The 24,971-nt window shown below is 50.2% G+C and carries 26 protein-coding genes and 1 riboswitch; of the genes, 14 read left to right on the top strand and 12 right to left on the bottom strand.

The genetic code is table 11. The features are described from left to right. Positions 1-54: 54 nt before the first annotated feature. Positions 55-534, bottom strand: coding sequence for a methylated-DNA--[protein]-cysteine S-methyltransferase (locus ACSFXJ_RS21010; RefSeq protein ID WP_435922307.1), 480 nt, complete (start codon positions 532-534; stop codon positions 55-57). Continuing rightward, on the bottom strand, positions 518-1,102 hold the full coding sequence (locus tag ACSFXJ_RS21005; protein WP_435922306.1) for a bifunctional transcriptional activator/DNA repair enzyme AdaA: 585 nt from the start codon (positions 1,100-1,102) through the stop codon (positions 518-520). Before ACSFXJ_RS21005 ends, ACSFXJ_RS21010 begins: the two co-directional genes overlap by 17 nt. Before the next feature lie 195 nt (positions 1,103-1,297). Here ACSFXJ_RS21005 and ACSFXJ_RS21000 point away from each other — a divergent pair, with 195 nt between their 5' ends. Beyond that, the gene (locus ACSFXJ_RS21000) at positions 1,298-2,791 is read left to right on the top strand and encodes an alpha/beta hydrolase family protein (protein ID WP_435922305.1); all 1,494 of its coding nucleotides are present in this window, start codon (positions 1,298-1,300) and stop codon (positions 2,789-2,791) included. A 57-nt stretch (positions 2,792-2,848) separates the two neighbouring features. Here ACSFXJ_RS21000 and ACSFXJ_RS20995 read toward each other — a convergent pair whose 3' ends face one another. Next, complete coding sequence (locus ACSFXJ_RS20995; RefSeq protein ID WP_435922304.1) at positions 2,849-4,051, bottom strand: AI-2E family transporter; 1,203 nt, start codon at positions 4,049-4,051, stop codon at positions 2,849-2,851. A gap of 165 nt (positions 4,052-4,216) precedes the next feature. After that, a complete protein-coding gene (locus tag ACSFXJ_RS20990) occupies positions 4,217-4,426 on the bottom strand; it encodes a hypothetical protein (RefSeq protein WP_435922303.1) in 210 nt (69 codons plus the stop codon). Positions 4,427-4,696: 270 nt separating this feature from the next. Here ACSFXJ_RS20990 and ACSFXJ_RS20985 point away from each other — a divergent pair, with 270 nt between their 5' ends. Together ACSFXJ_RS20985 and sda are read left to right on the top strand one after the other, a co-directional pair. Then, positions 4,697-5,362, top strand: coding sequence for a YheC/YheD family protein (locus ACSFXJ_RS20985; RefSeq protein ID WP_435922302.1), 666 nt, complete (start codon positions 4,697-4,699; stop codon positions 5,360-5,362). Positions 5,363-5,633: 271 nt separating this feature from the next. Continuing rightward, positions 5,634-5,774 carry a sporulation histidine kinase inhibitor Sda gene (sda, locus tag ACSFXJ_RS20980; protein ID WP_435925824.1) on the top strand — a complete coding sequence of 47 codons (141 nt, stop codon included), beginning with the start codon at positions 5,634-5,636 and terminating at the stop codon, positions 5,772-5,774. 362 nt (positions 5,775-6,136) lie between these two features. On the opposite strand, the gene ACSFXJ_RS20975 is transcribed toward sda, so the two are convergent. Next, on the bottom strand, positions 6,137-7,138 hold the full coding sequence (locus ACSFXJ_RS20975; protein WP_435922301.1) for an NAD(P)/FAD-dependent oxidoreductase: 1,002 nt from the start codon (positions 7,136-7,138) through the stop codon (positions 6,137-6,139). 418 nt (positions 7,139-7,556) lie between these two features. Between ACSFXJ_RS20975 and ACSFXJ_RS20970 the strand changes: the two genes are divergently transcribed. The 3 genes from ACSFXJ_RS20970 to ACSFXJ_RS20960 all read left to right on the top strand — a co-directional run bounded on the left by ACSFXJ_RS20970 (position 7,557) and on the right by ACSFXJ_RS20960 (position 10,547). Beyond that, positions 7,557-8,915: an IS4 family transposase gene (locus ACSFXJ_RS20970; protein ID WP_435922015.1), complete on the top strand. Its 1,359-nt coding sequence runs from the start codon at positions 7,557-7,559 to the stop codon at positions 8,913-8,915. 182 nt (positions 8,916-9,097) lie between these two features. Beyond that, on the top strand, positions 9,098-10,291 hold the full coding sequence (locus ACSFXJ_RS20965) for an NAD(P)/FAD-dependent oxidoreductase (RefSeq protein ID WP_435922300.1): 1,194 nt from the start codon (positions 9,098-9,100) through the stop codon (positions 10,289-10,291). A 1-nt stretch (position 10,292) separates the two neighbouring features. Continuing rightward, positions 10,293-10,547, top strand: coding sequence for a hypothetical protein (locus ACSFXJ_RS20960; RefSeq protein ID WP_435922299.1), 255 nt, complete (start codon positions 10,293-10,295; stop codon positions 10,545-10,547). A 63-nt stretch (positions 10,548-10,610) separates the two neighbouring features. Here ACSFXJ_RS20960 and hemQ read toward each other — a convergent pair whose 3' ends face one another. Then, the gene (gene hemQ / locus ACSFXJ_RS20955) at positions 10,611-11,357 is read right to left on the bottom strand and encodes a hydrogen peroxide-dependent heme synthase (protein ID WP_435922298.1); all 747 of its coding nucleotides are present in this window, start codon (positions 11,355-11,357) and stop codon (positions 10,611-10,613) included. A gap of 198 nt (positions 11,358-11,555) precedes the next feature. On the opposite strand from hemQ, the gene ACSFXJ_RS20950 reads away from it, so the two are divergent. After that, positions 11,556-11,849 carry a YuiB family protein gene (locus ACSFXJ_RS20950; protein ID WP_435922297.1) on the top strand — a complete coding sequence of 98 codons (294 nt, stop codon included), beginning with the start codon at positions 11,556-11,558 and terminating at the stop codon, positions 11,847-11,849. A gap of 68 nt (positions 11,850-11,917) precedes the next feature. Here the strand turns inward: ACSFXJ_RS20950 and ACSFXJ_RS20945 are convergent, their stop codons facing one another. From ACSFXJ_RS20945 to ACSFXJ_RS20930, 4 genes are all read right to left on the bottom strand, one after another. After that, complete coding sequence (locus ACSFXJ_RS20945; protein ID WP_435922296.1) at positions 11,918-12,253, bottom strand: helix-turn-helix domain-containing protein; 336 nt, start codon at positions 12,251-12,253, stop codon at positions 11,918-11,920. A gap of 133 nt (positions 12,254-12,386) precedes the next feature. Next, positions 12,387-12,980, bottom strand: coding sequence for a TasA family protein (locus ACSFXJ_RS20940; RefSeq protein WP_435922295.1), 594 nt, complete (start codon positions 12,978-12,980; stop codon positions 12,387-12,389). A gap of 90 nt (positions 12,981-13,070) precedes the next feature. Further along, the gene (gene sipW, locus ACSFXJ_RS20935; protein WP_435922294.1) at positions 13,071-13,649 is read right to left on the bottom strand and encodes a signal peptidase I SipW; all 579 of its coding nucleotides are present in this window, start codon (positions 13,647-13,649) and stop codon (positions 13,071-13,073) included. A gap of 26 nt (positions 13,650-13,675) precedes the next feature. Then, positions 13,676-14,497 carry a hypothetical protein gene (locus ACSFXJ_RS20930; RefSeq protein WP_435922293.1) on the bottom strand — a complete coding sequence of 274 codons (822 nt, stop codon included), beginning with the start codon at positions 14,495-14,497 and terminating at the stop codon, positions 13,676-13,678. A gap of 542 nt (positions 14,498-15,039) precedes the next feature. On the opposite strand from ACSFXJ_RS20930, the gene ACSFXJ_RS20925 reads away from it, so the two are divergent. The 3 genes from ACSFXJ_RS20925 (at position 15,040) to dnaI (ending at position 17,909) form a co-directional block, all read left to right on the top strand. Beyond that, the gene (locus tag ACSFXJ_RS20925; protein ID WP_435922292.1) at positions 15,040-15,204 is read left to right on the top strand and encodes an anti-repressor SinI family protein; all 165 of its coding nucleotides are present in this window, start codon (positions 15,040-15,042) and stop codon (positions 15,202-15,204) included. A gap of 216 nt (positions 15,205-15,420) precedes the next feature. Then, positions 15,421-16,944 carry a DnaD domain protein gene (locus ACSFXJ_RS20920; RefSeq protein ID WP_435922291.1) on the top strand — a complete coding sequence of 508 codons (1,524 nt, stop codon included), beginning with the start codon at positions 15,421-15,423 and terminating at the stop codon, positions 16,942-16,944. A gap of 11 nt (positions 16,945-16,955) precedes the next feature. Beyond that, positions 16,956-17,909, top strand: coding sequence for a primosomal protein DnaI (gene dnaI, locus ACSFXJ_RS20915; protein ID WP_435922290.1), 954 nt, complete (start codon positions 16,956-16,958; stop codon positions 17,907-17,909). Between the two features lie 133 nt (positions 17,910-18,042). On the opposite strand, the gene ACSFXJ_RS20910 is transcribed toward dnaI, so the two are convergent. Then, entirely contained in the window at positions 18,043-18,198 is a 156-nt protein-coding gene (locus ACSFXJ_RS20910; RefSeq protein WP_114496945.1) for a YqzM family protein, read from the bottom strand. A gap of 191 nt (positions 18,199-18,389) precedes the next feature. On the opposite strand from ACSFXJ_RS20910, the gene trxA reads away from it, so the two are divergent. Then, positions 18,390-18,707, top strand: a complete 318-nt coding sequence (trxA, locus tag ACSFXJ_RS20905; protein ID WP_435922289.1) for a thioredoxin — start codon at positions 18,390-18,392, stop codon at positions 18,705-18,707. Between the two features lie 105 nt (positions 18,708-18,812). Then, the gene (gene uvrC / locus ACSFXJ_RS20900; protein WP_435922288.1) at positions 18,813-20,726 is read left to right on the top strand and encodes an excinuclease ABC subunit UvrC; all 1,914 of its coding nucleotides are present in this window, start codon (positions 18,813-18,815) and stop codon (positions 20,724-20,726) included. On the opposite strand, the gene ACSFXJ_RS20895 is transcribed toward uvrC, so the two are convergent. Then, a complete protein-coding gene (locus tag ACSFXJ_RS20895) occupies positions 20,695-22,416 on the bottom strand; it encodes a CPBP family intramembrane glutamic endopeptidase (protein WP_435922287.1) in 1,722 nt (573 codons plus the stop codon). The genes uvrC and ACSFXJ_RS20895 overlap by 32 nt on opposite strands. A gap of 286 nt (positions 22,417-22,702) precedes the next feature. Next, a riboswitch (cyclic di-AMP (ydaO/yuaA leader) is annotated at positions 22,703-22,863 on the top strand. A gap of 74 nt (positions 22,864-22,937) precedes the next feature. On the opposite strand from ACSFXJ_RS20895, the gene ACSFXJ_RS20890 reads away from it, so the two are divergent. Further along, positions 22,938-24,272 carry a TrkH family potassium uptake protein gene (locus ACSFXJ_RS20890; protein ID WP_435922286.1) on the top strand — a complete coding sequence of 445 codons (1,335 nt, stop codon included), beginning with the start codon at positions 22,938-22,940 and terminating at the stop codon, positions 24,270-24,272. 12 nt (positions 24,273-24,284) lie between these two features. Then, positions 24,285-24,947 carry a potassium channel family protein gene (locus ACSFXJ_RS20885; protein WP_435922285.1) on the top strand — a complete coding sequence of 221 codons (663 nt, stop codon included), beginning with the start codon at positions 24,285-24,287 and terminating at the stop codon, positions 24,945-24,947. Positions 24,948-24,971 lie beyond the last annotated feature (24 nt).

Here is a 24,971-nt window from a genome sequence, read left to right as displayed (position 1 = left end):
AAAAACGCCTTCTGAGATTGTGCAGAGTACAAGCACAATTTCAGAAGTTTTTTTTTAGTTGAAATGAGTTTTTTCGTGCTGCAGCAGCCATTCCTTTCTCCACAAGCCTCCGGCATAACCGGTTAGTTGGCCGTTTGAACCGATGATGCGGTGGCAAGGCACGACGATGCTTAACTTGTTTTTTCCGTTGGCGCTCCCTACGGCCCGGATCGCTTTTTCGTTTCCGATGGAGACGGCTATATCCTTGTACGAGCCTGTTTGGGCGTAAGGTATTTTCGTCAGGGCGTTCCATACCGTTTTTTGAAATTCGGTTCCTTCAAATTGATAGGGAAACGTAAACTCCCGGCGATGGCCCTTAAAATAATCGTCAAGCTGGCTCCGGCATTCGCTTAAAACCGAAGGGACTTCCGCTTGCGATAAGTTCTCTGTTTGATTCGACTCGGAAAACATGATCGAACGGACGGCTTCCCGGGTACCGAAAATTTCGATGACGCCTATCGGTGATACATAGTGTGATTTATATATTGTTGTCATAAGAGGACCTCCGAATTTCCTTGCGATATTCATTAGGCGAGCAGTTTTTCAAACTCCGAAACGCTTTATAAAAATTGGACGGGCTCCGAAAGCCGACCTCATAGCAAATTTCAAGGTTTGTCAGGTTTGTGCGTTGCAGGAGGTGGGCGGCTTTATCGATGCGTATCTTTTCCAAATAAGAATGCGGAGTCTCGGATGTTTCTTGTTTAAACAAGCGCTCCAAATAAAACGGACTTAAACCTACCTCATAAGCAATATCTTTTAATATTAAATTTTGTTTATAGTGATTGATCAGAAACGTAACGGTATTTCGGACAACTTCAATATGCGGGGAAAGCTCCACTTCCGGCCGGCACCTTTTGCAAGGGCGATATCCCGCTTTTTCGGCTTCCTTCATGTCATGGTAAAACTCGACGTTTATTTTTTTGGGCTTTCTCGATCTGCAGGAAGGACGGCAGTATATTTTGGTTGTTTTTACGGCGGTAAAAAATAAACCGTCATATTTGCGGTCGCAAGCGAGGATTTTCTCCCACATTTCTTCAAATGAGAGGCCGAAATTCGTTTCCATTAGAGCTAACCTCCTCCCCAATCGTACTGGACCCATTTTAACAGTGATCGCGGTCTGTTTCATCCTCATTCTTGCTTTTATGGTCCCTAAGGCACTTTCGCAAATTTAAACTTGGCTTAAACCGTCGCCCCCTTCTTCTTAACCTTGCTGTTATACAATGTGAAAAAAATAGAACCAAGGATGTGGAGGAGCTGTATGAGACTATTTGAAGTTTTGTTATTTGCGGGCATCGCGGGACTATGGCTGGGAGTGCTGCTTTCCCGCCCGATCGGCGGAAAAACCCGATGGGCTGCTGCCGCAGCCTGTCTGGCGCTACTGGCAACGCAATGGATCGTGGAGGGTTACCGTTGGCAGCTGGCTCCGGCCTATCTCTCGCTGGGCGTGCTGGCTTTGATGGTTGCCGCCGGAACATCGTCCGGCGAACCGGTTCGGAAGAGGGGAAGGAAAGCCGGGAAGCTGTTGCTTCTGCTCGTTTCCGGGCTCGCTCTTACCGTATCGGCATCGCTCGCCGCTTTGCTGCCCATGTTCCGCCTCCCGGAACCCCAAGGCATATACGCGGTGGGAACCGAGACATTTCAGCTTACCGATTCCGACAGGCTGGAGACTTACACGACGGATCCGGATGACCGCAGAACGGTGATGGTGACGATATGGTACCCGGCGGAAAAACCGGCGGCGGATCAAAAGCCGGCTCCGCTTCTGCCGTCGGCGGGAACGCCTGATTCGGCGGAACGGTTTTTGGAGGCCTTTTCCGATGCGCTGGGTCTGCCCGGTTTTGCATTGGAATACTTGAAGGATATACGTAGCAACAGCTATGAGCAGGCCGATATGGCGGAGAGCGAGGCCCCTTATCCGATCGTTTTCATCAGCCACGGGTTGGGAACAACGCGAATGCTGCACACGTCCCAGGCCGAAAACCTGGCAAGCCACGGTTATGTCGTCGCGGCGATCGACCACACCTACGGCACGACGGCGACCGTATTTCCCGACGGGCAGGTCACCTGGTTTCAGGCGGAACTCGGTGCGGATGACTTTTTGGAAACGGGAATCCGCCTTGGAGAAGTATGGGCCGGCGACGTGAAACTCGTGCTTGATCACCTGGAACTATGGAATAAGGGAGAGGAGGCAAGCCGATTTAAAGGAATGCTGGACCTTGAGAATATCGGGGCCATGGGCCACTCCTTCGGCGGTGCGACGGCATACCATCTTACGGCTACCAATGACTTTATCAAAGCAGGCATCAACATGGACGGCACGAATTTCGACCGGTTCGACGAAGGGCATGCGATGACCAAGCCGTTTCTTTTTATGGAATCGGGGGCCTTCAAAAACTTTATGCAATCGGAGCCTCCCGGCGGACCGGAGGGTGAAAAGCTGGGGATGATCGTCTCCAATGAAAAAGCGCTGATTGCCGGTACCCTGGAGCAGCAGGGCCGCTTGATCTATATCGAGGGCAGCGAACATTACAACTATACGGATTTACAGCTTTATTCCCCGCTTGCTTCATGGGCCGGGATCACGGGAAAGATCAAGGGTGCAAGAGGAGCCGAAATCGTGAACGGATACGTGCTGGATTTTTTCGATACCCAATTAAAAGGCAAACCTTCCGAACTGCTGGATCGGAGCCCCGCCGCATATCCCGAGGTTAAGACGGACATAGACAAGGAGTTGTTGAAGGTTTCCCGTTAAACTAAAAAAGGCTGTCTCCGCTAGGCTTTGAGCCTGGTTGAGACAGTCTTCCTTATTTTACTTCCCTTGCGGCGGATTCGTAACCGTCACGGTGACTTCCACATCCGGCTTGGGAGGCTGATCGTCCTCTTCATCGTACAAATGGGAACGCATTTCAAACCATTTGAACAGGTGGGTAGCGATGACCTTAAGCACGGCATAGCCCGGAACCGCCAAAATGATTCCCAAAACGCCGAACAGATTCCCTGCGGTCAAAATAACAAAGATGATCGTTATCGGGTGAACTCTTAATGTTTTGCCCATGATTTGCGGTGAAATGAATTTGCCTTCGATCAGCTGCACGACCGTCCAGACGATAATCAGCTTGACCAGCATGAGCGGGGAAGTGACGATCGCGATAATCAGCGCTGGCGTAATGGCTATGGTCGGCCCCAAGTAAGGAACGATGCTCGTAAACGACGCAATGATGGCCAGCACGAGCGCATAGTCCATGCCGATGATCAGGAATCCGATATACAGCAAAATACCGATACAGAAGCTGACGATGATCTGTCCGCGGATATAGGAGCTGATTTGCCCGTTCATCTCCGACATGACCCGGTCGGTTTGGCTGCGGAAGCGGACGGGGACAAAGCGCAAAATAAACTTGGGCAGCTTTTTGCCGTCCTTCAGCAAATAGAACAGAATGAACGGAACGGTGATGATCGCCAGCACGATATCCTTGATCGCTCCCAGAAATCCGCCGATCCCGGACCAGGCGTTATTGAAAATCGACGATGCCTGCGCGGAAATCGTTTCGCCAAGCTTCGTCAGGTTGTAGCCCGTCGATTCCTGGATCTGATGAAAAAAGTTGCTTCCTATTATGCTTTCAAACTGCAGCTGCACCTCATAGCTGTACTTGGGAAAATTATCGATCAGATCCGTGACTTGCTCCTTTACGATCGGAACGACGGAAATAACGACAATACTGATTATTCCGACGATCAACAGATATAAGGCGACGATCGTATATACCCGGGGGATTCCCTTTCGCTCAAGCCAATCCACAAGCGGATTCAGCAAATAATAGATCGCCCCCGTGAGCAGGATCGGCAGCAATACGGTTTTTAGCAGAACGGTTATCGGCTTGAACACGAACGAGATCTTTCCGAGAACGAAAATGTTCAGTCCGATGAGCAATAGTACGAGCAGAAAGATGACAAAGCGGTTGCCGAGGAAAAACTTTTTGAATCGTTCGCTCCAGATGTGTGTGCCTCCCATGATGACCTCCTATCCATATCAATGTCTACTTTTTTCGAGTCGACTTTTTAACACTACTTATATTATTACGCAAAAATTTCATTTGGTTTCAAAGTTGATAAACGAAAAAAGTCCATCCCGCTTCAATATGCGAAGGGATGAACTCCTCACCGGCCCGAGCAGGCTTTAGAAAAATTGTCTCTCGACCATGAAGACGACCATGCAGGCCGCAATCAGCGAAAAAAGCATGCATCCCGCACCGAGTACTTTACGCGAGCCCTTGGCGAATTTGTAGCCGGTAATGAACAAAAGCACCGTAATCCCGGCAAGCACCAGCGACATGGCGATCATCGCAAACCAGTAAAGAATTTCGAATACTGCCGCCTCTTTTTCCAAACGGATCCCCCTTTTCCCTCAAAAGAGCGATTTACTATGATGTATGGTTTTACGTTTCTTTGTACCGTCAGCCTCTACTATACGTGAAATTCCGGTTTTTGCAAAGAATTGCGGCCCGTAAAACAGGCAAGTGCTTTCGGACAGTCATCCAAGAACAATTACCCCGGGTTGAGTATGAATAGTTTATAGGTGTTGTTCATAAAGGAGGCTTCTCGGCGCCGAAAGGCCGGCTTTGTGAACGGGCAACTATAACGGAAAGGGGATGGTGTCATGGCGGGAAGACAACTGGCCAACAAATGGCTGAAAACGGAAGCGCTTCTAGGCAACGCGGACGTGGCCGCCCACATACCGCAAACCCGAATGTACAGTGCCGAAGCTCTAAAGAGCATGCTTCACCAGTTTGGCATGGTCGTGATCAAACCGCTGCGGGGAGGCGGCGGATACGGCGTAATTAAGGTCACTTACGCGAACGGGGCATACTCCTTTACTTACATGGCCTCGCGCAAAGTATTCCGAAGTTTTGATGCCATGTTTAAAATGTTAAACCGGGTTAAAGTGAAAAGGCCGTACATGATCCAGCAAGGCATTCAACTGGCCCGAATTGCGGGGAGACCGATCGATTACCGGGTCAAAGTCGTAAAGCAGAATGGGGCATGGGTTTACCGATCGATGGTGGGGAGACTGGCCAGACCCGGATTGTTTGTTACAAATCTATGTAAAGGAGGTACGATGTTAACGGCAAGGCAGGGCTTGGGGCTTTCTTTGCGCAGCAAAGGGGCGAGCAAGCAAAAGCGCAGGGAAATGAGGAATCTTACAAATACGTGTATCGTGGCCATGGAGTCGGCATTTCCGGGGATCGAGCAATTGGGGTTTGACTACGGGATCGATACCCGAGGCAAGCTGTGGATATTTGAAGTGAACACCCGGCCCCAATAATATTTCAAAAAAAGTTTATTCCAAACTTTGACAGGTTAATAAATAATATCCTAAAACTTGCCTGGAAAAAAATTTTTTAGCCAAATTATGAGCTATTCCATCCTGTGAATAACTTTTATCCACATTATCCCAGCTTATTCTACAATGAACGCGCTCTTTTACTAACATGTTATTCACAGGATTTCCACAATTTTTTGTGGATAACAGAACGCTTGTTCCGCTGGGAAATTCTTGTTATGATGAGGAAAAATATAGAAGGGATGTGAAAACAATGGCGATGTTAACAGACGAGATGCTGCTTGAATCCTATCATATGGCCACCTTGCTCGAATTGGACCGGGAATTCATCGCACTGCTGTTGGCAGAGATCCATAGACGTGATCTAATGACCGAACCACCCATATTACACTAGGGGAGTAGCAGTCAATTTATGATGGACAAGCTGTGTTTAAGGCGATTTCCACGCGTTGACATGATAAATATAAGCTTCGTGGCAATGTGGGCACAGGACAACATGTTCACATCCGGAAGGAGCATGGGCGGAATATGCTGATGTATACTGATCCGCAGAACCGTAAGGGCTATACGGCCCAACGTAATCTTCCTTTCTTCCTGCGTTCTCCAGAACATAACCGCAGTCGGGGCAGGTGGCGGTCAGCGGAGCCATTCCGTTGCATAGCGGACAAATATAAGACAAGGGTATCTCTCCTTTACAACAAGTTTTCCTGTGTAAAGTTAAGATACCCTTTTTTGTTTAAACTCATGTAAATATGGTTATAGTTTCAAATTGCTGCTGTGTCCCGGCGACAATTTGGCATCCGGATCGAAGTATACCTTCGCATTGTTGACGGCGGTCGGGGCTTCACCGAAGCCGACGGCGATCAGATCCAGCTTGCCCGGGTATGTCGTAATATCCCCGGCCGCGAAGATCCCGGGAATGGAGCTTTCCATACGGGAATCCACAACGATGGAGCCGGATTGGATATCCAATCCCCATTCCGCAATCGGACCGAGCGAGGAGACGAATCCGAAGTTGACGATAACGTCATCGACTTCAACCTCCTGGGTTTCCCCGGTTTTGCAGTGGGCAAGCGTCACGCGTTCGATGCTCTCTTCCCCGTGCAGTACCGAAATTTCCGTCGGCGTGATGACCCGCACGCTGGAATTCATCAGGTTCTCCACACTATGCTCGTGAGCGCGGAATTTATCGCGACGATGAATCAAAGTAACTTCCTTGGCGATCGGTTCAAGCATAAGCGCCCAGTCGACCGCGGAATCTCCGCCTCCGCTGATCAGTACGCGGCGCCCTTGGAACTTGTTCAAATCGCTTACGAAATAGTGAAGATTGCTTTTCTCGAACTTGGCGGCGTTTTCGACTTCAAGGCGGCGGGGCTCAAAGGCGCCGACGCCGGCCGTAATGATCAGGGCCTTGGCATAATGGACCTCTTTGTCGGTCGTAACGACAAAATGGCGTTCGTCTTTTTTCTCGATGCGGAGCACCTTTTCTTCCAGACGGATGTCCGGATTAAACATCTTGAGCTGCTCCTTCAAGTTGTTGACGAGGTCCTGGCCGGTAATTTTAGGGAAACCGGCGATATCGTAAATATATTTCTCAGGGTAAAGAGCTGCGACTTGCCCTCCCAGCTGAGGCATACTTTCGATTAATTTAACGGACGCTTTCCGCATTCCGCCGTAAAAAGCGGCAAACATGCCTGCCGGCCCGCCTCCGATAATGAGCAGGTCGGTAAATTCGCCGCTTGCAGGTTGAGATGACACTGGCAAACACCTCCGAATTGATTTTCACTAAGCTTGCAAAGCTATATTGTCATTTCTACTTTATTATAGCTATCTCATTTCGTCTTGCATAGCAAACCGGACTGACCCGAAACGGTGGGCAAAATGCCCCCGAAAACCGCGGGAAACGGCGTAAAATAAGACTTGATCTTTTATATAAAAGCCGATATTATTCAGGATGTATGTACAAGTATTTGTGACGAAAAGAGTACATTTATCTCAATCCTGTGTATTCCTTTTGATAATTACTCAACTTTCGCACCTTGAAAATTAGTGTTAAGCCTTGAAATGACTAGGATTTCTTATTGAAAAATCTCGTTCTTGACAGAAAAACACCTTTCCGTTTGGTAAAATGGAAGTGGATAGTCTTCCCATCCCAAACAGAAAGGTGCGTAACTCTATGGTACAACACAACTTCCTGTCTGAAAAGGGCCAAGAACGAATCTCGACTTTATTTTCCGCTTTGCAAATCGGACAACTGTTGCGCAAAGCCGGCATTTCCAAGTCGTTCGGATTGTCCAGTCTTGCCATCTTTCAGCTGATCTTTACGCTCGTGTTTGAAGGGCGCAATTGGTTTCGTCTTCTGCATAGCGACCGCCGCCAGTCGTTGCCTGGCAAAGATGTAGTCTATCGATTCTTAAACCATCCACGCTTTGCCTGGCGACGATTTTTGCATGCCTTGAGTCTGAAGGTCGTTCAGCATTTTGATTCCTTAACCTCTTCGTCCCGCGTTCGGACGTTCATCATTGATGATTCGGTTCTTCGCAGGGATCGCAGCAAGAAAGCCGAGTTGCTTGCCCGCATCTTCGATCATACGACGGGGAGATATGCTCGCGGCTACAACATGCTCACGCTCGGATGGTCGGATGGCTTCAGCTTTGCGCCCATCGATTTTGTCATGCTCAGCTCGGCCAAGCTGACGAATCGCTTTTGCGAGATGAAGGAACGTCTGTCCAAGCGTACCCAAGGCTACAAACGCCGCATCGAGGCGCTTTCACGCAAACCGGATGCCGTGGCGGCTCTGCTTGATCGAGCGATTCAGGCTGGATTTAGCGCTGACTTTGTCCTGATGGACAGTTGGTTTACCCAAGCGCCTCTGTTGCGTGAACTGATGGCGAAAGGTCTGCATGTCATTGGGATGGTCAAGGCGATGAAACAACGATACCGGTTCGACGGAAAAAGCCTGACGCTCCATGAACTGTATGCCCTGTTGCCAAAGCAGAAAAACAAAGAAATCCTTGGCTCGGTCATCGTTCAAACCGCCTGCGGTTTGCCGATCAAATTGGTCTTTGTGCAAAACCGCCATCGGCGGCGGGATTGGCTGGTTCTGCTCAGCACCGATTTGGCGTTGGAAGAGGCTGAAATCGTTCGCATCTACGGCATGCGTTGGAGCATTGAGACGTTCTTCAAATTTGCCAAATCGTACCTGAAGCTGGGAACGGAGTTTCAAGGTCGTTCGTTTGATATGCTCATCAGCCACACCACGATCGTGTTTACCCGTTATCTCGTAATGGAATGGGAACGCCGTCACAACAACGACGCGCGGTCGTTGGGCGGTCTGTTTTTCCTGTTTTCCGACGAAGTTCGAGACCTGGATCTCAAAACGGCTTTGCAGCATCTGATCGCATTTTTCATGGCGTTCACGGAAGCGAAATCCAAACGGGATCAGTCTGCCGTTGTATGTCAACTCCAGCAATGGATTGCGAGTTTGCCCAATTATATCAAGGCTTTGTTCGGAAAATTAAGCTGCGAAAGTTGAGATAATTATTCAGGATCTGTTTAAAATAAATGTGACAAATGTCGCACAAATGGACGAGGCACCGAAACCAAGGGCTAATTTTTTATGTGTATATTTTCACATTACGGTTTTTGGTTGTGGCGTCCAGGTTGTATAATAAAGATAAAAATAAAGAGCTATACCCCGGAAGGAGAACAATCCCGATGAGTACCATACCGAAAATCGTCATTCTTGGGGCGGGATATGGCGGTATTTTGACTGCCCAGCGCCTGCAAAAGGAATTGAACTACAATGAGGCAGACGTGACGCTGGTGAACCGGCACGATTATCATTATTTCACTACGCATTTACATATGCCTGCGGCCGGAACCGATTCCATAGACCATACCCGGGTTCCGATTTCCAAATTAATCGATGAATTCAAAATTGATCTCGTGAAATCCAATGTTCAGGAAATTCGCCTTTCGGACAAGAAGGTGGTACTCCAGGACGGGACGTTGTCTTACGACTATCTGATTATCGCGCTCGGCGGAGAGCCGGAATCGTTCGGCATCCCTGGGCTTTCCGAGTATGCAATGACGATTCGGAGCATCAATTCGGTGCGTTTGATCCGTCAGCATATCGAATATCAGTTTGCGCTTTATAAAATGGATGAAAGCCGGACGGACCGCCTGAATTTCGTGGTCGGCGGCGCAGGCTTCAGCGGAATCGAATTTGTCGCCGAACTCGCGGACCGGATCCCGCAGCTTTGCAAGGAGTACGACGTAGATCCGAGCCTCGTGAACGTATATAATGTCGAAGCTGCACCGACGGCTTTGCCGGGCTTTGATCCCGAACTCGTCGAATATGCCATGGAAGTATTGGGCAAAAAGGGCGTGCAATTCAAGATCGGCGTCGCCATCAAGGAATGCACTCCGGACGGGGTGCTGTTGGCGACCGGCGAAGAGATCAAGTCGGCAACGGTGGTTTGGACCGGCGGTATCCGCGGGAACCGGCTCATCGAAGCCGCCGGCTTTGAGACGAGCAGAGGCCGCGTGAAGATCGACGAGTTCCTGCGCGCTCCCGGCCATGACCATGTATTTATCATCGGCGACAACTCGCTGATGTTTAATGAAGAAGGACGGCCGTATCCGCCAACCGCGCAGATCGCCATGCAGCAGGGGGTAACCTGTGCGCAAAACGTGGTGTCATCCATTCGTGGCAAAGAGCTCAAGAAATTCGTGTTCAGCAACAAAGGCACTGTCGCTTCGCTCGGCAAAGGGGAAGCGATCGCGACCGCATTCGGCAAGAAGTACAAAGGCTGGGTGGCCGCTCAGCTGAAGAAGCTGGTGGACATGCGCTACCTGTTTATTATCGGCGGGATTCCTCTCGTTTTGAAAAAAGGAAGATTCCTGTAAAATGCGTCACTGCAGCGTTCAAGTCCGCGGCTTGCTGACAAGGGAAGAGCTGGACCGCTACAACGGCCTGATGGAGGTCGGCTCTTACCTGGAATCGCAGCAGAAATACGATTTGGCTTATACGGTTCAAAAGGAAGTCGACATCCTCATTCTTCCGGCCATTGAGCGGTTGAAGGAGAAGAGCCGGGCCCGCGACCGCGCAACGGCTGAATTTCTGGAGTCGCTGCGGGACCCGCAGGATGATGATGATGAATAAAGCAAAGGGGCTGCCCGAAAGTCCGATCGACTTGGGCAGCCCCTTTTATTGGGTCGTAAATATTTATAGTTTAAGCATGTCCTCCAGCAGCTGCTCGTTCAGCAGGTTGCCGACGTAGAAGGAACCGAATTCCCCGAAGCGGGCGCTGACTTCATCGAAGCGCATTTCATATACGAGCTTCTTGAACTGCAGCGCATCGTCCGAAAACAGGGTAACGCCCCATTCCCAATCATCCAGGCCGACGGAGCCGGTAATGATCTGCTTGACCTTGCCGGCATAGCTGCGGCCGATCATGCCGTGGCTGCGCATCATGCCGCGGCGTTCTTCCATCGACAGCATGTACCAGTTGTCTTGAAGATCGCGCTTCTTGTTCATCGGATAGAAGCAAATGTACTTCGATTTCGGCAAAATCGGCTGCAGGCGCTTCATCACTTCCGGATTGGCTTTCGGATCCCCGTCGCCGGACGCCAAATAGTTGCTGAGCTCGACGATGCTGACATACGAGTAGGCTTTCGTCGTAAATTGGGCAAACGTCGTTTTGTTAAATGCGGTTTCGACCGCATTCAGGTCTTCCAACGTTTCGCGAAGGTGCATGAACACGATATCGGCCTTTTGGCCGACGATGGAATAGAAGGCGGTGCTGCCTTGGCCGTTTTGCTCCACGCTATTCCATTCTTGCAAGAAGGTATGCAGCTCTTCAAGCGCGCCCGCCCGTTCTTCATCGTCCGCAGCTTTCCAAGCCGTCCAATCGATCGACCGGAAATCGTGCAGGGCATACCATCCTTCAAGAGTCATTGTAGCTTCATTCATTTATATTCACTCCTAAATCCCGGACATGCCGGATGCTTATCTATTATTGTATCCCAACGATGAGCCGGGGAGCAAACGAATCCCTTACTCTTTCATGTAAACTTCATTGATTCGCAACATTTTTTTTAGTAAACTAACTACTAGCTCGTTATCTTGTGATTTTAATTATTGTGTGAGCAATGAAGGGTGGGCGAATAGGTGGGTTGGCTGATCGTTTTGGTCCTGATGATTCTTTTTTTCGTCATGATGTTCGGCATCGGATTTATATTGAATATGCTTATGAAAACAACCTGGTTTCCCGGATACGTCTTTATCATCGTCATATTGCCGATCGTCGTTTACAGTCTTTGGGATCATGAGCAAGCCTTTGGCGCGTATCTCGCATCCTTTCGGATCGTCGACTATTTGACCGCTCTGGCGGGTCTCGCAGGGGCGATCTTAAGCGGATGGACGATTAAGAAGCTGCGGCTTGGCGGTTATAAAATGTTCTAGATCGTAATATTGAATAGGGTTTAAAAAAGAAATCCCCGGCCCAATCGGCCGGGGATTTACCGTGTATATCATGCCTTTTTTCCGAGTTTCCATTTTTGATACTCCAGAAAATCCTTGAACTCCCGTTTACTGATTCCCGAGGCCATCGCCTCTTGAAGCAGCAAAGCCCATTCGGGATCCAGCAGCGATTCGGGGGAATGATCGCCATAAAGCAGCGAATGGATCGAGACGTTTAAGGCATCGGCGATTTTTTCGATAAAGGAGATCGACGGATTCGATTGGATGCCCCGCTCCACATTACTCAAGTATGATTTGGCGACATCCGCTTTATCCGCCAATTCCGACAAGGAATAGCCGCGATCCTGCCTGATCTTCTGGATTCGTTCCCCAATGTTATCCGCCATGTATGTATCGCCTTTCTGTATCAAGGTTTTAAGGATATTATATCAAAAACGGAAGAATACAAAAAGAACACCTTCCCTTTTCGGATGAAAAGGGAAGGGTGTCCTTGCGGAGGTAAGGGTGGGCTTACCGCGGTTACTTGGCTTCGCCTTGTCCCTGCTTGGCCTCGAACGTCCATTTCAGGTTCAGGGCATCGCCTTGGAATTGATTTTGATCCTGCTTGTTGTCCACAAACTCAAACAGGACTTTCAAAGTATCGGATGTGCCGGCTTTGAGCCCGCCGCGTTCTTCAAACCAGCCCTGCCATTTGTTTTCAACGGCGTCCGGTTTCAGTCTTTGCAGATCGTACAGTGTCGTTTCGTAGATGACGTCCTCCGCTTTATCGAGGTTTATAAGGAATTTGACCTTGATATGTTTTCCGAAATCATCGGTATTTTCAGGTGCCCCGGCCTGATTGACAACGGAGTAGGAGGTGGCCAGATTCACCTTACCGATATCCAGCGTGCCGTTATTGACGAGCTTGAATGTTCGCAGGGCATAATCTCCCGGTTTGAGGTTGCTTACATTGATGATTGCCGTCGGATCCGCGTTCAAATCCAGCGTGCCTGCGGCAAACGTACCGGTGGTCTCTACGGAATCGCTGAAGTAAGCGAACGTACCGCCGCCGATCAGACTTAAACCGAGTGCTGCTGTTGCTACGCCAAAGCCTAATGTTTTCTTGATACCCATCTTTTAAACTCCTCCCGCTTTCTCAGGTAAATTAATTTATATTGCATCCCTATGAAAATCATAAGGAAAACAACCGCTATGAACTTACAATTACAGCTTGGCTCCGGCTTCGTCCGCGTTCGGGCGGTCCGGTTCCTCGAGTGAGGAAATGGCCTTCCACAGCGAGATTACGGCGTAGATAAAGAGCAGCAATCCGGGAATGATCAGAAGCGTGACGTTTCCGAGTTTGCTTCCCGCAAAGTTCAGGACGTATCCCGCAAAAGGAATGGTGAATCCCGTGTACTGGCCGACGACATTGAGCGAACTGACCGGTTCGAGGTCCGGCGCGTCATTGCTGTCTCCTTTGGTCCGGTAAATAACCTGGCCGGTATCCGGATTTTTAACGACCTCGACTATCCGATGTGTAATCAGTTTGTTTTCATCGGCACGGAAAGTAATGACGTCGCCTTGTAGAAACCTCTTCGTGTCGCCACCCGGTTTAATGGCTACGATAGATCCGGTACGTATCACCGGTTCCATGGAACCGGAAAGCACGGTTTTTAGCTGGTATCCATAAAAATTAGGCTCGCCCCCGGCCGCTTTGGACAGAATGACGGAACCTGCGACCATGATAAACAGAACCGCGAACACAAACGTAAACGAACGGCTGAGAAATCGTCCGATTTTCATCTCGCTTTCCCTCCTGTCAAGCCCGGTTATCGGGACAGATTTGAAATAGTTGAAGTCAACGTATCGATGGAGTCCGCCAATTTCTGCTCCAGCTCCCTGTAATAAGCCCACAGTTCGGTGCTGACCGGATCGCCATCCACACCGGAGCCGCCAAAGGCATCGACCTGCTCGATCTGGTTGCCTGTCATGACAGGCGATCGATTCAGTTCCAGACCGGTATCGTAGATTTGTCGCAAATAGATATGGGCATCCCGGAGGAATGTTTTCATGGAATCCGACAGCAGTATTTGCTCGTTGGAAAAGAGAACGAGTTCATCCAGCAACGATACTTGCCCGATTTCCACACAGTTGGGATGAGACGTTCCAAGCAACCGCGCCAGTTCGGAGGCAATTTCCCGGGCAGCCGCCAACTCATCGGATATCCTGTTCCAAATTTGCTGGACATTCGTGCTTATCCATTGAATATGTTGAAGCCGGTCCGATAACGCCTCGATTTGTCCGGAAGCGTTGTACGTCGAGCTTGTCGCGGTTGCCTCGCCTCCGCCTCCATAAGTCGAGCTCGTGACACTCACGTCGGAAGGCGCGGATATCGGCGTTCCATACGTGGAGTCCGTCACGGTTTCCGCCGCGGGAAGATCGGCCGGAACGTTATAGGCCGCGTCGGTTACGGTAATCTGGAGCAAGCTTTCGCTATAAGAAGAAGCTCGTTCCAGGCGGTTGTTAAGGTCTGCAAGCAAATTTTCAATGTTTTGCGGAAAAATCCGGCATGACTCAAGCCCGGTAAAATTGTCTTTATAGCTGACGAATTCTCCGTAAGTGGTGCCGATCTGCTGCGAAGTGTAAAACACAAGCGTGGATAGTACCAGACTGGATTGAAGGGTTCTGAGTACGTACCGCTGTTTCTTTTTCCTCCTGTTTTTGCGTATCCACCCCGACCTGGTTCTCCGCAGACAAATTCCCCCTTTCCATAGGTGCAGCCACAGTCGTGTTCTTTGAAACGTTCTTTATAACGAAATTCTGAATCCAATATACTAGACGGTCTGTGGAATGAAAAACCGCAAAAAGTCCCAAATATTCTTTATAACGAACAAAAACACCGTAAAACCTTCCAATTTCTTGTGCTTTTGCTTGTTTTCTAACTTGTTCTCAATTGAGAATAATCGGATTTCGGAAAAAAGATGGCGGACTGACAAAAAAGCGATTCGATTAACAAAAGGCGCCAGGTTATGATTTAAAATCCGTCCCGGTTCTGTCCTTGGAACGACAACTTTTTTAAAAAGGTTCCTTTATAATGGATCAAAGTAGGTGCAAAAGTCTCGGTTATAAAATAAAAACGCTAGGAAAACCGGACTGTGCCCGGACGAAGCAGGAAATCTAGGAGGAGATATTATTGTTGGAGAAGTCCGCCCAGTTTATGATCGATGAGGGACTCAACAAGGATATAGACTCGGAATGGGTAGATTTGATAATTATGGCGAAAATAGCGGGAATTCCGATCGAGGAAATCCGCAGGTTTTTGAGGGGAAACTGGGCGGCGGGCCAGGAGAATTCCTGATCGAGCAAAGGTGAAAAAGAGGCTGCTTCCGAAAGGGGGAGAGCCTCTTATTTTTTTTCGAGCAAGAATAGGAAAAAGGGACGAAAGCATGTCTCTCAAGCTGAGAGACGGAGAATTTAGCGCATTTTGTAATGTTTTAACGATTCGGGTCGCCCGAAATTTATGATAGAATAGAGAAAGTCTGAAGATTCGTGATGGGGAAGGAGCGATGAAGCCGTGCGCATGAACAACATGCTGCATTTTACTGAAAATCACCGTTATTGCGTATACCGCGACTTCTCTCTCAGTCCTGTGGACGATAAAATGCTGGCTTTCATCTACCAACCGATGGTCGGAGCGTTGGCTATCGCCTTATATCGGCTGCTGGCCGAGCAGGTTCCTTTCGATCAAGTCGGTTACTCGGCGGTCGAACAGCAGCGGGGGCTATTTTTGACGATGGGCCTGGAACCGAGCGAGCGGGGGCGGACCGTCCTGATGGAGCAGGCCTCCAAGCTGGAAGCCGTCGGTTTGCTGCAGACGAGCCGGTTATACGTTCCCGACAGCGACGATTATCTGTATGAGTACGAACTTCAAGCTCCGCTTTCGCCGGCTGAATTTTTCCGTACCCAGCACCTGACGTTGCTGCTCCGCGACAAGATCGGAAAGTTTGCGGTTCTGGCGTTGCGGGAACGCTTTTTCAGCGGGGAGCCGGGCGATATATACAGTTCTGCTTATAATAAAGAAAATATATCGGTACCGTTTTACGAGATTTTTCAACTGAACACACATTCGATCGATTATGAACTGGAGCAGGCGATCGCCGAAACTTCGATCGCAAGGCAGCCGGGCGTGAAGCTGGCCCAGGAAGAAGATGCGATCAATTACGCCGATATCATTATCCGCTTTCCGCGGGAGTCCGTGAACCGTGCCTTTGTGGAAAAGCTGAGGTTTGACCCCGAGGGAATGGGCGTCGTCAATTATGTGGCACGCAAGTATGACCTCGGCGTCCAGGATTTATGCCGTCTGCTCGATGAAGACGGTGTTTTCGACGCCGGCGGATCGCTGCTGCTCGATGAACTCCAGCACAGGGCCAACCTGCATTTCCGGCAGGGAAAACGCCGGCAGGAAAGGCGGGAAGTCGCGATTGCCAAGGTTGTTTCCATCAGGGACGAAGGGGCTGCAAAAGAAGCGAGCCATCTGCAGGAGTTTCCCGTTCAAATGGAGTATTATGTCGAGGTGCCGCTTCAATTCCAAAACAAATGCGATATCCACCAGTACAATATGATGCTTCGCAACGAGCCGTATACACGGCTGCTGAAGACGTTTTTCCCGGGCTCCGTGCCCGATAATCTGCTGGATATTTTTACGAAAATCGATCTGAACTATAAGCTTCCCGGCGAGGTCATCAACGTGCTGATCCATTATTTGATGAACCTGCTTACTTCCGGGGGAGAGCAGCGGATTAACCGCAATTTTGTGGATGCTATCGCGTCCAACATGCTGATGAAGCAAATCGATACTTACGAAAAAGCGGTCCAATATATCCGTGACCAGTCCAAGGTGCAGACGCAAGCTCAGGCTCAGTCGCCTTCATCCGGCTCCGGCCGGGGGAGAACTTACGGCGGTCGCGGCCCGGCCAAACCGAAGCCCGAAATCCCGATCGTGCAAAGCACGGGCGGAGATCAGGGCGTGTCGGAAGAGGAGTTTGCCGAGCTTCTGAAAATGGCCGAACGCATGAAAGCGAGCAAGAAAAAAGGGTAAGGTGAGAACGCATGGAATCCCTTGGGGAATTGCTGTCACAAATGAAAAGTCCTCAGCTGCGGCGTCGTTCGGAAGAACTGAATGCCAGATTAATGAACGAACCGCTGGTTCGCGATTTGTGCATCCGCCACCCGGAACTGGGCGAGGAGCAGCTGAGCAGGGGCATGGCCAAGCTGTATCAATATGTGAATGACAACCGCCACTGTGCGAATTGTCCCGGATTAAGCAGCTGTCCCAACGATTTTCCCGGGCACTTCACCAAGCTGACCGTGGAAACGAACAGCGCCGGCCCCCAGTTGGTGGATCGCCAGGTTCCTTGTCCGAAGCAGCTTCGCCATGAACACGAGCTGTCGGTCAAGAAGCGGATTCGCAGCTTTTACGTCGATGAAACGGCGCTTCAGCAGGGATACGACGAAGTGGAGATATTATCGAAGGACGGCGCGCGCGTAGCTGCCGTCAGCCAGGTATTCCGGTACATCAATGAAACAAAGGATACGGGGTTGAAACCTAAGGGCTTGTATCTTGAAGGGCATTTCGGAACGGGTAAAACGTTCCTGATGTGCTATTTGCTCCATGAGTTGGCCAAGGAAGGTCATTCCGGCGTGATTGTCTATATGCCGGATTTCGTGGAGGATCTGAAGTCCATGATGCAGGACGGGCAAAAGCTGAAGGAAACGACGGAGATCATGAAAGAGGCCGACCTGCTGATCTTCGACGATATTGGAGCGGAGAATTTGAATCCTTGGGTAAGGGATCATGTTTTGGGTTCGATTTTGAATTACCGCATGAATCGGAAGCCGACTTTCTATACGTCGAATTATTCATTAAAAGCGCTGGAAAAGCATCTTAGCTTTACGAGCAAAGACGGCGAAGAACGGCATAAAGGCGAGCGGCTCATGAACCGGATCGCTCCCTTTGTGGACGTGGTTTTTGTGGACGGCGTCAATAAACGCGGATCGTTTTGATCCATTTTTTCAGTAATGCGAAAAAGAGCACTGCCGAGGAATAGCGGTAGTGCTCTTTGTCTTTACAAATGCAAGAGGGCTGTCCTTCGGTCATTCAAGATGACTTCGGGACAGCCCCTTTGCGTCGCCGCTCTTAACCGGCAATAAATTTAACGATAACCATTCCGAAGAAAATAACTGCCATAAACGTGAGCATGCCGAAGAATCCGTTCATCAGGTCGAACAAATCGTTGCGCGGTTCTTCGTTAATATGCTCCCGGGGGTCGGTCACATGTGTGTTGGCATCCATGACGACAGGGCCTCCTCGCATAATTAAAACGTTGTCAATAATAAACATCATAGACAGTTCGTTTTTGGGTTATTATTAGTATAACCAATCGTCCTGAAATTTGTAAAGAAGACGTGTTCATTACGATTTTTCTTTTACTAAAAAAATGTGGTATAATTGACAACACGCCTGTTAATTAGGAGGAGAGTAAAATGGCAATTGTAAATGTATCCGATCAAACTTTCAATAATGAAGTCGAAGGCCAAGGTTTGGTTCTCGTTGATTTTTGGGCTCCATGGTGCGGTCCTTGCAAAATGATCGCTCCGATCTTGGAGGATTTGTCTCAAGATGTTGGCGATGCCGTTAAAATTGCGAAAGTGAACGTGGACGAAAATCCGGAGTCCGCTTCCCGTTTCGGCGTGATGAGCATCCCGACCCTGATTTTCTTCAAGGACGGCCAGCCTGTCGATAAGCTCGTAGGGTTGAACTCCAAAGAAAACCTGAAAAACCTGATTGCCAAACATCAATAAGGTCCGGGTATTAAGTAAAGTTTGCCTGCGCCTCCGGTATGACCGGGGGCGTTTTCTGCGTATATCGAGATGCTTATTCCAGGCGGGGGAGGAGGCGTTTTAGCCATGGAATCAAGTTCAAATGAGCTCCGGGAACAGGAAAAGGCGATGGAGACGATCCGGCACAAGCTGGCGCTCTTGCCCGATTTGCCCGGCTGTTATCTGATGAAGAACAAGGACGGGGCGATCATTTACGTCGGCAAGGCCAAAATTCTGAAAAACCGGGTCCGGTCTTATTTTACGGGAAGCCATAACGGCAAAACCCAAATGCTCGTTTCCGAGATCCGGGATTTTGAATATATCGTCACCGGCAGCAACATGGAGGCGCTCATTTTGGAGTGCAACCTGATCAAACAGCATTATCCGAGGTATAACGTTCTTTTGAAGGACGACAAAACCTTTCCATATATAAAAATTACGAACGAGCCGCATCCGCGTTTGGAAGTGACGCGTCGTCTGCTGAAGGACAAGGCGAAATATTTCGGCCCTTATCCGAACGCCTATGCGGCCCAACAGACCAAGAAGCTCCTTGACCGGATGTATCCGCTGCGCAAATGCAATGTCATGCCGAAGGAGGTTTGCCTTTATTACCATATCGGCCAGTGCCTTGCGCCGTGCGAGAAAGAGGTCGAACAGTCCGAATACGACCGGATTACCCAGGAAATATCCTCGTTTCTGAACGGGGGGCATGAAGAAATCAAAAAAGAGCTGCAGCGCAAAATGGAGGAAGCCGCCGAGGAGCTTTATTTTGAGCGGGCCAAGGAACTTCGGGATCAGATCATCAATATCGATGCGATTATGGAGAAGCAGAAGATTACGATCTCGGACGCCAAGGACCGCGACGTCTTCGGTTTCGCCGTGGACAAGGGCTGGATGTGCGTTCAAATTCTGTACATGCGGCAAGGGAAAATGATCGAGCGGCATGCATCGGTGTTTCCGTTTTACGGCGATGCCTACAGCGATTTCTTGTCTTATGTGACCCAGTATTACAGCGATAACCCTGCGCTCCCGAAAGAGATTTTGCTTCCCGAAAAGGACGGGGCACAAACTGAGCCGGCGGAGACCGATCAAAGATCCGACGCTCATTTGGAATCCGAAGCCGGCGAAAAAAGCGAAACGCTGGACCCGGCAAGCGGAGCGGCCGCGCTGAGCGAATGGCTCGGCGTGAAAACGCTCGTGCCGCAACGCGGGTTGAAGAAACAGATGATCAAAATGGCGGAAGACAATGCAAAGGTCGCTTTGGAAGAGAAGTTCCGCCTTATCGAGCGGGATGAGGAGCGGACGCGCGGGGCCGCCGAAAATTTGGGGCGGGCGATCGGGCTTCCGGCCGTTTCGCGGATCGAAGCGTTCGATAACTCCAACATTCAGGGTGCGAATCCCGTGTCCGCGATGGTCGTGTTTATCGACGGGAAACCGGCCAAGAAGGAGTACCGGAAATACAAAGTCCGGACCGTCGAGGGTCCGGACGATTACGAAACGATGCGGGAAGTCATCCGCCGCAGATACGAACGCGTGCTGAAGGAGGACCTTCCGAAGCCGGACCTGATTATCGTCGACGGCGGCAAGGGCCAAATTTCCGCGGCGATCGACGTGCTTGAAAACGAGCTCGGCCTCTATATTCCGGTCGGCGGGCTCGTCAAGGACGCCAAGCACCGCACGGCGCAGCTGATGGTGGGCGATCCGCCGGAACCGGTGCGCCTGGCGCGGGACAGCCAAGAGTTCTACCTGCTTCAGCGCATCCAGGACGAGGTGCACCGGTTTGCGATTTCGTTCCACCGGGAACAGCGGGGCAAATCGATGGTGGCTTCGCGTCTGGACGCGATCCCGGGCATCGGCGAGAAACGCCGCAAGGCGCTGCTCAAGCATTTCGGATCGCTGAAAAAAATAAAAGAGGCCTCCGTCGAAGACTTCCGGCCTCTTTCCATCGGCGATAAGCTCGCCAAACAAATTATAGATGCCCTTCAGGATGAGGAGTCGTGAACAACGGCTCCTCTTTTTGCGTTCTTTGCAGCGGCGGCCGTTCCTTGCCCGGAGGATTAAACAGGTAAATGACATAGGCAACGATGGCAGGCAGCACGATATAGAACACCCCTGCGGCAATATTCACCGTTCCGCCCATAAACATCAAGCTTAGCGACATCAGAATGCTGTCAAAGATGACGTGGGAGAACATCGCGGCCATAAAGCCGTATCTTAGGAAAATGTAGCTGAACAATAGGCCGATGAACAATAGTTCGACCGGACGGGTGTAAAACGGATAGATCGGGTACAGCGTATGTCCGAGCGCCCAGATCAACGTCGTGATAACGCAGGCTACGAACGTACTCCGGAACATTTTTTTCAGCATCGGAATGCCGAACAGCCGGTATACGGCTTCTTCCCCGATCCCGGCCATCCAAGCCGCTAACGGGAATAACAGCGGATAAAGCATATTATACGGCGATTGGGAAGCATCCGTGGTCGACCAGCTCTGAATGGTGTTATCAAGCACGAGGTAAATGACCGACTGCACGCCCAACAGGATGAGCGCCCAAGCGTATCCGTCCGCCATCGAAGCCAGAACATGGCGTCCGTAGCCCGGCTCTTTGGCGCGTGCCCATAATGCGATCCCCTGCTTGCGCCACAGTCCGTCTCCGCCGACCAGAGAGAAATAGACCGATGCGGCCATAATTAATGTAATAATGCCTTGGACGATGAACGTGAAAATCAGCACGGGAAGGTCGATTCCTTCTTTTTCAAAGTAAGGCAGCATATTAAAGGCGAAGAACATCGAAATGACGAAATAGACGGAAGCAAGAAAGATCCCGCGTTTGAACGACGTGTGAACCTTTGTCAATGCACTGTAGACGATGGCAAGAATGCCGAGCACGAAGGTCAGCAACCCGTAGCCCAGATAAGTGAGCCAGCTGGCGATGGTCGTCTGTTTGTCTACATAGTCGGTATATTCTTGCGGAACCGTAAATGTGCTCTCGATCCCGGAAACCCGATCGCCGTAAAAGCTGACCAGAACCTCCGCCTGAGATTTTCCGATTTCATAATCGGTAATCGTCAGGTAAATCCCCTCCGGCGATTCGTCGACCATAAATTGAACATCGTCTTGAAAACCGAGTGCCTTTAAGTACGGTTGCGCCGCATCCATCTTTTCCTCCCAGCTCATCATGCTTTCCGCGGGCTCCAAGGCGCCGGTACCGTTTTTCGTATCTTCCAGAAGGTCGATAAGGCTGTTTCCGGTTGTCTGTTTTTCCTCGAAGCCGACGACGGCCCCGGATTTCATATGTACATCGACCGTCAGCGCCCCCAGCCCGTTCCCCGGCTGATCAAAACGGACTTGGAACACATCCGTAGGAAATTGTTTATCGAATTTTTTTAAATAATCCCCCATCAGATCCTCGCGGGTCAAATAACCGTAAAGATCGGACCGGGACTCGTAAGTGATCAACGGATCTTCAAGAGCGCCTGAAAATCCCAGCGTATTTTTGGCAAATTGACGGGCGTGCTCGGCGGCTTGATCGGTAGTTATCACCTGGGTCGATTGCTCAAGCTGCTGAGATTCCGAGTCGGAATTAGGGACGATCTGACAAAGGATAAATACCACTACGCTGATGGCGGCAAGTACCCATAATGTTCCGGTTTTCATCCTCCATGCTTGCGGTTTTGGTTCGGATTGCATGCAAAAACTCCTTTATTTGTTTTTTTGAATCAGTATGATTTCTGGACGCTTTTGTCAAAGTAAAGATAACACAGGGCGGGATACTTCGCTAGGGAACAGAGGTTTTCCGTGAAAAGTCGAAATAACTACGGCAAAAACAAGCATGGCTCTGATAACGGAATACCTTGCGGCAGGATTCAGCGCATTTAAGTTATTATGGGGTTTTTTCAACCTAATAAACCTTTGTGGCGGAGCGGAATAAAGCTTATAATCCATTTGACGAAAATGAAATGAAAACAATTGAAACTAAATAGGATGGCCGAATTTCCAAAGAAAACGGGGGAACCGATTTTTAGGGGTGAATTTCGTTTGTTTCACGGGTCAGGTGCCTGGTGAACAAACGAATAGGGCAGGCCGCGCAAGCCCGAATCCGTCAGCTAACCTCGTAGGCCTTTGCAGCAGGGACCAATCAAAAGCATTGGATTTCCAGTGCTTTTTTTCTTTGTTCTTTTTTGGCCCATTTTAGTGTGAGGTGAAACGTATTGTTATCGAAATGGCTCAAATTTTCGCCGCCACAAATCCTCGTACTGGGCTTTGCGGCAATCATTCTGGTGGGGTCGCTACTCCTGATGCTGCCGATTTCAAGCACGACCGGCGAGACGCTTCCGTTTATCGACGCCTTTTTTACGGCGACGTCGGCGACATGCGTTACGGGACTCGTTGTGGTCGATACGGGAACCTATTTTTCCGTCTTCGGCCAGATCGTCATCATGCTGCTTATCCAGGTTGGCGGTCTCGGCTTCATGACGATGGCCACCCTGTTCGCGCTTGTGTTCAAACGCAAAATTTCGCTGAAGGACCGGCTGATCCTGCAGGAGGCGATGAACCAGAGCTCGATGGAAGGGATCGTTCGGCTGATCAAAAAGGTGCTGATCTATTCCTTGGTGATCGAAAGCTGCGCCGCTTTGCTGTTCGCCATCCGCTGGGCGTTTGACATGCCGTTGGGGCGCGCCGTGTATTTCGGGATTTTTCACGGGGTCTCGATGTTCAATAATGCCGGCTTCGACTTGTTTGGCGAGTATCGCAGCCTCACCGGCTATGTCGATGATCCGATCGTAAACTTCGTGGCGATGTTCCTGATCGTATCGGGGGGGATCGGCTTTATCGTTCTGTCCGATTTGATCGAGTTCCGCAAACGCCGCAAGCTGTCGCTGCATTCCAAAGTGGTGCTTTCGATGACGTCGGCTTTGATTTTGATCGGCGCGGTCGTGGTTTTTGTATTTGAGTTTACGAATCCGAAATCCTTGGAGCCGCTGAATTGGAGCGGTAAAATATGGAGCTCGTTCTTTCAGTCGGTCACGCCGCGGACGGCAGGGGCCAACACGCTGGATATCGGCACTCTCCGACAAGCGACCCAGTTCTTCATGATCATCCTGATGTTTATCGGGGCATCGCCGAGCTCCACCGGGGGCGGGATCAAGACGACGACCTTTACGATTCTGATCGGGGCGGTAATCTCCATGATTCGGGGGCGGTCGGATCTCGTGCTTTTCCGGTACCGGCTCGTGCAGGAACGGATCTTCAAGGCGGTAACGATTACGATGCTTGCCTTGTTTCTCGTCATTGCGGTGGCAATGATATTGTCCACCACGGAGGATGCAAATTTCCTGAGCATATTATTTGAAACGACCTCCGCTTTCGGTACCGTGGGACTCACGATGGGTTTGACCGGAAAGCTGACGGTTATAGGCAAAATCATTATCAGCTTCACCATGTTTGCCGGACGGCTTGGCCCTCTGACGCTGGCCTATGCGCTTGGGCCGAAGAAGGGTAAAGAATTATATAAACATCCCGAAGGCAAAATGATTATAGGATAAGGGGAAAATGAGATGAAAACACAGCAGTTTGTAGTGATCGGGCTTGGGCGCTTCGGTTCCAGTCTGGCGCTTGAGCTGATGGACCTCGGATACGAGGTTCTGGGAATTGACCGCGACGAGGAAGTGGTCGATGAATGGGAAGACCGGCTGACGCATGCCGTCGTGGCCGATGCGACCGATGAAGAGGTTTTGAAATCGCTGGGCGTGCGAAATTTTGACTGCGGGATCGTCGCGATCGGGGACGATATCCAGATGAGCATCCTTAGCGCCATCCTGCTTAAGGATCTAGGCATCAAGACGGTCGTGGCCAAGGCGATCTCGGTCCTGCACGGGCGGGCCTTGGAGAAGCTTGGCGTTGACCGGGTGATTTTCCCGGAAAGGGATATGGGAATCCGCGTGGCCCATCAGCTCGTAACACCGAATCTGCTGGATTACATCGAACTTTCCAAGGAATACAGCATCGTGGAAATGAACGTGCCGGCTTGCCTGAACGGAAAAAATGTGGGCGAACTCAATCCCCGTACGCGTTTCGGCTGCAGCATCGTGGCGATTCACCGGGAGAACGGCGTCATTATTGCGCCAACGGCGATGGATCATTTGGAGCTTGGCGATATCATGGTCATTATCGGCGCCAAGAAAAATATCGAGGAATTCGAAGCTATCGTTAATGAGTAGTTCAGGCTATTATTATTTTTTTGA

The sequence above is a fragment of the Paenibacillus salivarius genome, from assembly GCF_051307165.1.
Lineage (GTDB): Bacteria > Bacillota > Bacilli > Paenibacillales > Paenibacillaceae > Fontibacillus.
This window is presented reverse-complemented; position numbering and strand designations above follow the sequence as displayed.